Source organism: Acidisphaera rubrifaciens HS-AP3 (assembly GCF_000964365.1).
Taxonomy (GTDB): Bacteria; Pseudomonadota; Alphaproteobacteria; order Acetobacterales; family Acetobacteraceae; genus Acidisphaera; species Acidisphaera rubrifaciens.
The window spans coordinates 1-3,019 of record NZ_BANB01000618.1 but is presented as its reverse complement, the minus strand read 5'-3'; the positions used below and the strand labels follow the sequence as shown (position 1 = coordinate 3,019).

The following is a 3,019-nucleotide window of genomic DNA, read 5'->3' as shown; positions in this document are numbered from 1 at the left end:
GCCATGTCATCGCCGTCGCATCGGGCAAGGGTGGCGTCGGCAAATCGACCGTCGCGGTCAACCTCGCCATCGCCCTGGCCCGGCCGGACGCGGGCGGCCGGCGGCTGTCGGTGGGCTTGCTGGACGCCGACATCTACGGCCCGAGCCTGCCGCGCATGCTCGGCCTCGCGCGCAAGCCCGAATTGCGCGACGGCCGCATGGTGCCGCTCGACGCCTGGGGCCTGAAGACGATGTCCATCGGCTATCTGGTGGAGGACGAGACGCCGATGATCTGGCGCGGCCCGATGGTCATGGGCGCGCTCGAACAGATGATGGGCCAGTGCGACTGGGGCCCGCTCGACGTGATGATCGTGGACATGCCGCCCGGCACGGGCGACGCCCAGCTGACCATGGCGCAGCGCGTCGATCTCGCCGGCGCGGTGATCGTCTCGACGCCACAGGACATCGCACTGATCGACGCGCGGCGGGGCGCGCGGATGTTCGAGCGCGTCGGGGTGCCCGTCCTCGGCGTGGTCGAGAACATGAGCTATTTCTGCTGCCCGAATTGCGGCCATCGGGCGGAGATCTTCGGCCATGGCGGGGCGGCGGCGGAGGCCGCGCGTCTCGGCGTGCCGTTCCTCGGCGAGGTGCCGCTGCTGGCCGCGATCCGCACCGCCGGCGACGAGGGCACGCCGATCGCGGCGGGGGCGCCCGACAGTGACGCGGCGGCGGCCTATCGCGCGATCGCCGACGCCATCCGCGCACGCCTGAAACGATCCCCGCAGAGCGGGCGAAACTGAGCGCCACGCCGCCGGACATGCGTTAGGGTGGCGACGGGCGAAACGGCCCGCACGGCGGACAGGAAAGACGACATGGCACGGGCCTGGGGCTTGGCGGATATTCCCGACCAGACGGGCAGGCGGGCCCTGGTGACGGGCGCGACGAACGGCATCGGCCTGGAAATGGCGGCGGCCCTGGCCGGGCGCGGGGCCGAGGTGATCATGACCGGGCGCGACGACGCGCGCGGCGCGGCATCGGTCGCGGAGGTACGGCGGCGGCATCCGCGCGCCAATGCCCGCTTCGTCCATGCCGACGCGGCGCGGCTGATGGCGATGCGCACGCTGGCGCAGACCGTCGCCGGCGACGGCCAGCCGCTCGACATCCTGATCAACAACGCGGGGCTCGTGGCGCCGCCCCGCCGTCTGACGACCGCCGACGGCTTCGAGTTGCAGTTCGGCGTGAACTTCCTCGCGCCCTATATGCTCACCGCCCTGCTGCTGCCGGCGATCGCGCGGGCGCCGGCCGGGCGGATCGTCACCGTCGCCAGCATCGCGCACCGGCGGGCGCGCATCGACTTCGACGATCCGCAGAGCACGAAGGCCTATGCCCGCCTGCGCGCCTATGCGCAGAGCAAGCTGGCGGACCTGATCCTTGCGATCGAACTCGACCGGCGGCTGCGCGCCGCCGGGTCGCCCGTCGCCAGCATCGCGGCGCATCCCGGCGTGGCGCTGACCAACATCTTCGCCGGGGCGGAAATCCCGTTCGTCAACCTGCTGAAGCCGACGGTGTTCCGCCTGTTCGCCCACGGTCCCGTCCCCGGCGCCCTGCCGGTTCTGTATGCCGCGACGGCGCCGGATGCGCGGCCTGGCGGCTATTACGGGCCGACCGGCGCCAGCGAGCGCCGCGGTCCGGTGGGGGCCGCGAAGATCGAGCCGCAGGCGAGCGACCCGGCCACCGGCACGCGGCTGATCGCCCTCGCCGAGGCACTGACGGGCGTCGCGCTGCGCATACCCTGAGGGTCAGGAAGGCACCGCCTGCTCCAGCACCGACCGGGCAAGCGCCCCGATCGCCTCCGTCTCCGCCGGCATCGCCACCTGTCCGTCCACGAGCAGACAGGCGAGACCGTGCGCGACGGACCAGCAGGAGAGCGCTACGGCCGGCCGTCGTGCCGGGTCGGCCACCATCGCCGCGACCGCCCGCTCCAGCGCCGCATAGGCCGGGGCGCCCCCCTCGTGCAGCGTCGCCCGCGCCTTGGCCCCGGCGATCAGCGGCCCGAACATCAGGCGGAACAAGGCGCGCTCCGTGCAGGCGAAGGTGACATAGGCGACCCCCTGCTCGATCAGCGCCGCCCGCGGGCCGGGCGCATCCGCGAGCGCCGCCTCCAGCCGCGCGGCGAACAGGGCGAAACCGTGCGTCGCCACCGCCGCCAGCAGCGCGTCCTTGTCGGGGAAATGCCGGTACGGCGCCATCGCCGACACGCCCGCCGCCCGGGCGACGGCGCGTAGCGACAGCCCCGCCGCCCCGACCTCGCGCAGCAGCCCCAGCGCCGCCCCCACCAGCGCCGCGCGCAGATCGCCGTGGTGATAGCGCGCCCCCGATGTTGACATCGTAAACTTCGCCCCTTTATGTTTACGTCATACACATCAGAGGAGGCCGCCGTGCAAGCATCACCCCCGCGCCGCTCGGTGGACCTGTCGGCGTATCCGCAGCTGGTCGTGATCATGCTCGGCATGCGGGTCACCCGCTGGCGCGGCGTGCGGACCCTGCTCGGCGTGGGGCCGCAGCTCAACGCCGCCCGCGACGCCCAGCCGGACGGCCTGCTGGCCGAGGAGCAGATGCTCTACAGCCTGCGCCATGTCGGATTCCGCCAGTATTGGCGCGATCTGGACTCGCTCGAACGCTTCACCCGCAGCGAGCCGCATCGGACGTGGTGGGCGCGCTTCGTGCGCGACGCGGGCGGCACGGGGATCTGGCACGAGACCTATCGGATGGCCGGCGGGATGGAGGCGATCTATCTCGACATGCCGGCGATCGGCTTCGCCCGCTTCGCCCCCGAACGCACGCCGAAGGGCCCGTTCGCCTCGGCCCGCCAGCGCCTCGCGGTGCCCACGCCCGGCTAGGCCCGTGCCTGACCTTCCGCCAGCGCCGCCTCGATCTCGGCGGCGGTGGGCAGGCTCGTCTGGCTGCCGCGGCGCGTGCAGGCAAGCGCGGCGGCGACCGCGGCACGGCGGCAGGCGGCCGGGAGCGCCATTCCACGGCC

4 protein-coding genes are annotated in these 3,019 nt (G+C 73.3%); 3 read left to right on the top strand and 1 reads right to left on the bottom strand.

The features are described from left to right. Positions 1-779, top strand: a 779-nt coding sequence (locus B8460_RS15440) for an Mrp/NBP35 family ATP-binding protein (protein WP_048862503.1), incomplete at its 5' end; no start/stop codon positions are given. 72 nt (positions 780-851) lie between these two features. Continuing rightward, positions 852-1,775 carry an oxidoreductase gene (locus B8460_RS15435; protein ID WP_048862502.1) on the top strand — a complete coding sequence of 308 codons (924 nt, stop codon included), beginning with the start codon at positions 852-854 and terminating at the stop codon, positions 1,773-1,775. 3 nt (positions 1,776-1,778) lie between these two features. Here the strand turns inward: B8460_RS15435 and B8460_RS15430 are convergent, their stop codons facing one another. Next, positions 1,779-2,366 (bottom strand): TetR/AcrR family transcriptional regulator, encoded by a 588-nt coding sequence (locus tag B8460_RS15430; protein WP_048862501.1) that lies wholly within the window; start codon positions 2,364-2,366, stop codon positions 1,779-1,781. 51 nt (positions 2,367-2,417) lie between these two features. Here B8460_RS15430 and B8460_RS15425 point away from each other — a divergent pair, with 51 nt between their 5' ends. Next, entirely contained in the window at positions 2,418-2,879 is a 462-nt protein-coding gene (locus B8460_RS15425) for a DUF4188 domain-containing protein (RefSeq protein WP_241771209.1), read from the top strand. Positions 2,880-3,019 lie beyond the last annotated feature (140 nt).

Coding starts and splice junctions, on each gene's coding strand:
- B8460_RS15430 (WP_048862501.1), bottom strand. CDS start 2,366: ATGTCAACATCGGGGGCGCGCTATCACCACGGCGATCTGCGCGCGGCG.
- B8460_RS15435 (WP_048862502.1), top strand. CDS start 852: ATGGCACGGGCCTGGGGCTTGGCGGATATTCCCGACCAGACGGGCAGG.